Source organism: Nitratireductor sp. CH_MIT9313-5, assembly GCF_037029545.1.
In the GTDB taxonomy this organism is placed as follows: Bacteria; Pseudomonadota; Alphaproteobacteria; order Rhizobiales; family Rhizobiaceae; genus Chelativorans.
Genome location: NZ_JAYMER010000009.1, coordinates 1 through 5,480, shown reverse-complemented (window position 1 = coordinate 5,480; position 5,480 = coordinate 1). Strand labels below are relative to the sequence as shown.

5 protein-coding genes and 1 pseudogene are annotated in these 5,480 nt (G+C 55.0%); 5 read left to right on the top strand and 1 reads right to left on the bottom strand.

Going from position 1 to position 5,480, the window contains the following annotated elements:
- From WA367_RS01245 to WA367_RS01225, 5 genes are all read left to right on the top strand, one after another.
- The coding region (locus WA367_RS01245; RefSeq protein ID WP_336054990.1) for a multicopper oxidase family protein at window positions 1-1,000 on the top strand (1,000 nt) is incomplete at its 5' end.
- A 66-nt stretch (window positions 1,001-1,066) separates the two neighbouring features.
- Window positions 1,067-1,453, top strand: a complete 387-nt coding sequence (locus WA367_RS01240) for a DUF302 domain-containing protein (RefSeq protein ID WP_336054989.1) — start codon at window positions 1,067-1,069, stop codon at window positions 1,451-1,453.
- Window positions 1,454-1,968: 515 nt separating this feature from the next.
- The gene (locus WA367_RS01235; protein ID WP_336054988.1) at window positions 1,969-2,457 is read left to right on the top strand and encodes a cupredoxin domain-containing protein; all 489 of its coding nucleotides are present in this window, start codon (window positions 1,969-1,971) and stop codon (window positions 2,455-2,457) included.
- A 117-nt stretch (window positions 2,458-2,574) separates the two neighbouring features.
- The gene (locus WA367_RS01230; RefSeq protein ID WP_336054987.1) at window positions 2,575-3,972 is read left to right on the top strand and encodes a multicopper oxidase family protein; all 1,398 of its coding nucleotides are present in this window, start codon (window positions 2,575-2,577) and stop codon (window positions 3,970-3,972) included.
- Window positions 3,973-4,380: 408 nt separating this feature from the next.
- Complete coding sequence (locus tag WA367_RS01225; protein WP_336054986.1) at window positions 4,381-4,941, top strand: L,D-transpeptidase; 561 nt, start codon at window positions 4,381-4,383, stop codon at window positions 4,939-4,941.
- A gap of 298 nt (window positions 4,942-5,239) precedes the next feature.
- On the opposite strand, the pseudogene WA367_RS01220 reads toward WA367_RS01225, so the two are convergent.
- Window positions 5,240-5,480: pseudogene (locus WA367_RS01220) on the bottom strand (glutaredoxin); the annotation flags it as partial.

The window sequence follows — 5,480 nt, the reverse complement described above, 5'->3', positions numbered from 1 at the left end:
CAGTTCCGATACTGAGCTGTTGCCGGTCGAGTACGGGGTCGATGATATCCCGCTTATTGTTCAGGATCGCGCTTTCACCAGACGTGGTGAGTTAGCATATGACGATGATGGAATGGCCCTGATGCAGGGGTTCCGGGGCGACAAGGTTGTCATCAATGGAGCAATCAGCCCTAAAAAACATGTGCCACCTGGTATCGTGCGTCTTCGTCTTCTCAATGCCTCCAATTCGCGCGTCTACCGTTTCCAGTTTGATGATGGATATGAATTTCACAAGATTGCTGGCGACGCAGGGTTGTTGCCCGCGCCTGTCCGGATGGACGTTGTGGAGCTTGCGCCAGCTGAACGTGTTGAGATCCTCGTAGACTTCAGTGATGGTCGTACCAGACAACTGGTTTCTCCCGATGTGCCGGTAGCCATGATGGGCGGAGGCATGATGGGAAATGGAAGTATGGGGCGCATGATGGGGCAGGGTGCTTCATCCGACCCTGACCAAATGCTGTTAATACTCACCCTCGAAGTAGATCAGGCGAAAAAAGCCAGCAAGATCGCGCTGCCCACTCTTTTCTCGCAAGCTCCTAGTCCCGATTTCGGTGAGCCCGTACGCCGGCGCAAATTTCAGCTCAACATGATGATGGGGATGGGGATGATGGGAGCCATGCTGGGCGGCAGGGCTGATCTCGGGATCAATGGAAAGACCTATGACATGGGACGGATCGACGAAACCGTTCGGCTAGGTGAAACCGAAATCTGGGAAATTGCGGCAGATATGATGGCTCACCCCTTCCACGTGCATGGCACGTCATTTCAGGTGCTAAGTCAGAACGGTCGTAGGGTCGACTACGCCAGTACTGGTCTTAAGGACGTGGTATGGGTTGATGGTTCAGCCGAGATATTGGTCCGTTTCTATCATCCGGCAGGGCCAGATGCGCCGTATATGTATCACTGTCATATCCTCGAACATGAAGATGCAGGCATGATGGGTCAGTTCACCGTCAGCTGACTTGGAACAAGAGGAATGACGAGGGATTTTAACTACCTACGCTGCCGTTATGCATAGGAGCCGAAAATGGACTACACCATCAATCGAATTGTCGCCAACGCCACCTTTGAGGAGGTCGATACGCGTGTCCGTGAGGCGCTAACGGCCGAGGGTTTCGGGGTTTTAACGGAAATTGACGTCCAGAAAACCATGAAAAAGAAGCTCGAGAAGCAGATGCCACCCTATCGTATCCTTGGTGCCTGCAACCCGCAGATGGCGTACAAGGCGCTTGAGATGGAGCCTCGGGTGGGGGCGATGCTGCCATGCAACGTGATATTGCGAGAGGTCCCTGAAGGTGTTCAAATCGGAGCGGTCGATCCGGTTGCTTCGATGAGTGCAATAGAAAATCCTCAACTCCTCTCAGTTGCGGAAGAGGTGAGAACGCGTTTGAAAAAGGTCGTTGAAGCTGTCTGACCTGAATTGGCTCTACACCCGAGGTGCGGCAAAAAGTAAAACCCAAGATTATAACTTGCTGTTGCCGCATTTGTTTTTATAGTCCTCGATGTGCGGTTTGAGGGTGAGGATATAGAACCATCGCTTCAGTGGTGCGATTTCTGGTGCTGATCGCTTTTGCTCTGGCAGCTTTTGCTGCGCAGTCTTCGCCGCAATGGGGGAACGCTTCTACCGGGCATTCTACCTCGCAGCTGGAGCATCTGGTCATGCACCTTGATGGGGAAGGAAATGGTATTGCGGGGGAAGCGGACGATCACCCCGACTACTGTTGCGGGGGGGTGTTGTGCAGTCTGTACGCTGGTCACTTGGATCATGAAGCAGACTTTGCCTTCATCGCCTTCAGTATTGAGCCTGACCCCAGGTCCCGTCCTCCAGTTTCACCTAAATATGTTCTAGATCAGCCTCCTCGTGCCCTTGGTTGAAAAAGGGCCGGCAAATGGCCGGCATCTCCAATCTTCAGGACTAACGAGGTTATTATGAACTCCAAGCTCGCGATCCTAGCGATCTTCTTTACAACGTCTGCTTTCGCGGCAGGCGAACATGCCGGCTCCCATGATGAGTTTGCTGTAGGAACTCCCGGTAATGCGGCGGATGCCGCGCGCACCGTGGAAGTGGAACTCACTGAGACCGAAGATGGACAGATGGTGTTCAAACCGGATTCCGTTGACGTAAAACGCGGTGAAACTATCCGTTTCATGCTGCATAATACCGGGGAGCTTGAGCATGAGTTTGTGCTTGGCAAGCACGAAAAGCTGATGGATCATAAAAAAGAGATGATGTCGCAAATAGACATGAAGCATGATGATCCAAACGCGGCATTCCTTGCTCCTGGTGCCAAGGCCGAACTTGTCTGGACTTTCACGAATTCTGGTGATTTCCAGTTTGCCTGCCTCATTCCCGGGCATTTCGAATCGGGGATGGTGGGAGCGCTAGTGGTCACCGAGGACACCGCCGAAACGAACTGATCCATCTCTGGGGCTGCCGAGAGGCGGCCCCTTTTTTCCTAAAACCATCCCTGTAGTTGTTACGCTCTGTGCTGGCGCAGCACCGGGCGCAAGAGCGGCCATCCAAGGTTTAAGAACATGAATAGTGCGATTTCGCGAAGGGTCTTTCTGATCGGATCTGCCGCAGGGGCATTGAACTTTCGTTCAAGGTCCGCTTCCTCCGCTTCCGCACCTGCATTTGAGCTCGTCGCTCGAGAAGTAGATCGGTCTTTGGTTGCTGACCCTGCAGTTCGCTCACCAACATGGTTGTACAATGGCAGCTTGCCCGGCCCTCTGCTGCGTGCGGTGAAAGGGCAGGTCGTGACGGTCCGCTTCAAAAACGAACTAAGCCAGCCTACTTCCATTCACTGGCATGGTATCAGGTTGGACAATGCGATGGACGGGGTGCCTGGACTGACGCAGGATCCTGTGCAACCAGGCTCAAGTTTCGAATACCGGTTCCAGGTCCCTGATGCCGGAACGTTCTGGTACCACGCGCATGAGCAGAGCTGGGAACAGGTTGCGCGGGGGCTCTATGGGGCCCTAATCGTGGATGAGGAGCAGGTGGTTCTGCCCCCCGAGCAGGACATCTCCCTTGTGGTGGACGATTGGCGGTTAAACTCGGAGGGTGTACTGGACACACGTTCCTTTGGCGCACTCTCAGACTGGAGCCATGGAGGCCGCATGGGCAACTGGCTGACCGTCAACGGGGAGCCGGAGAAAGTATTCGAGTTGCAGCGTGGCAAGTGGTACCGGCTCCGTCTGATTAATACCTGCAACGCTAGGATACTCGCTCTCGATCCCACTCGCTTCCGAGCGCAGATCATTGCCTATGATGGCCAGACCTTGGCCGAGCCCGCCGAAGCGCCGTACGCTCCCCTGCTGCTTGGACCGGCTCAGCGCATGGACCTTCTGTTTCAGGCGCAGGACGAATTCGAACTCGAAGAGCTTTCCGGTCCTCAGCCGTTTCCCTTTGTCCGCTTCCATGTAGGCGGTGAGGCCAATGTAGCGACCCGACGTCCCGAATTTGTTCCCGCGGATCTTCCCGATCCTGTTCTGGATGATGCTCTCCAGGTGCGACTGGAAATGGCTGGAGGGGCAATGGGGAAGCAGGTTGAAATGCGCTACAATGGGGAGGTCCTGGAAGGTGAGGAGGTCATTGAAGCGCGCCAGTTCTGGTCGTTCAACGGGGTCGCCAATCTGGCTGAAGCCCCCCTCTTCACGGCGCAGCGTGGCCGTTCAATTTCCTTGACGATCGTCAACGAGACGGCCTTTCCCCATGCGATGCATCTCCACGGGCATCATTTTCGCGTCTTGAGCCGCAGTGAGGCTAGCGTCGACGACGGGAAGCCATGGCGCGACACCTTTCTTATCGGACCGTCGCAGACAACACATATCGCCTTCGTGGCCGATAATCCCGGGCGCTGGTTGTTACACTGCCACATGCTGGAACATGCTGCAGCAGGGATGAATACTTGGTTCGAAGTCACCGCCTAGTGTGCTATGATCAGAGTGCAAGTTGCTGTGGGGGCTAATGAGAATTTCGTGCGCATGGTGGGTCGGCAATATCTTGCTCCTTTCGGTCGTCCTGATAGGTGGGATGCTGTCGGGACCAGGTTCCGCGCAAGGTGCTCCTGCGACAATCGAAGCTGTCGTTTCTGAGCCTTTAATTGCTGACTGCTGCAGTCACGCCGCGGCTGGAGAGGTGGCATTGGAATGCGCCAGCGATTGTTCGTGGGCGGCAGCTGGCAACGCTGTCGAAATCTCGCATTATGTTGCTGCAAATTCTGTAGGCGCTGCTTCCCCCTCGCTGCGCTTCTATCCGGGTGGCCTCAAGCGTCCGCCAAAGCTCTGATCTTCGCTAGTCAACAAGTAAAACTGACTGAAGATCAGGAGGTCACTCAGATGAAAAGACGTGAATTCATTTTCCTGGCGGGTGTTTCTGCCTTTCTAGCAACAACATCCCGCAGCAGAGCGCATCAGGCACGCGCATTCCGCTTGGCTGATCGTTTCCAGCCGCAATTCGTCGCGTTCGACGGATATGCTCCTGGGACCATCGTGGTGGATCCTCGAAATCATTTTCTCTATCTGGCAATGCCGCGCGGACGTGCCCTGCGTTATGGAGTGGGGGTTGGGAAGGCTGGGCTGGCTTTTCGCGGACGTGCAATCATCGGCCGAAAGGAGAAATGGCCCTCTTGGCGACCAACAGCCAACATGATCCGGCGCGAGCCAGCCAAATATGCACGCTTTGCCACTGGTGTTCCCGGCGGGCCAGGCAATCCATTGGGAGCTCGAGCCCTGTATCTGTATAGAGATGGACGGGATACGATGTACCGTATCCACGGCACCGATCAGCCTCAAAGCATTGGGAGGTCCGTCTCCAATGGATGCATTAGGATGCTTAACGAGCATGTGAAGGATCTATACGAACGGGTCCCGCTCAAGACCAAGGTGGTAGTGCTGTGAAAAAGATAGATTCTCAAATTCCTCCCACACAACCTAAGGTCTCAAAGGCAGCTTTGTGGTTGACGGGGTGTTGTTTTCTCATGGTTGTACTTGGACTTGGCATGGTGTTCATGCTTCCATCGCCTAGTTCGGGAGATACGTCATCAAGCTGGTGGATGTTCGCTCTCCCGATCCTAGGCTGTCTGGCTGCTCATGTGGTTATGCATAACTACAATGGCAGGTCGTGCCACCGTCGCAAAGATAACTAGGCTTGGGGCATTTTTGAGGGAGTGGGAGGCAACCTCACTCCCTCGGTTGTTTACATGCCTGCGCCCATGCGGAAGGGCATCCACAGCGCCATGGCGATCATCATCAGGTTTTCCGTCAGTGAGACGAAGCCGAGGGGCACGCGGCTTGAGCCGCCGACACAGGCGCATTTCAGCTCACGTTTGTCGATATAGACGGCCTTGAAAACCGATATCGCGCCGATCGTGCCGATGAATAGTGCCACTGGCACCGCGACCCACATCAACGCACCTGCGATCATGAGAATGCCCGCC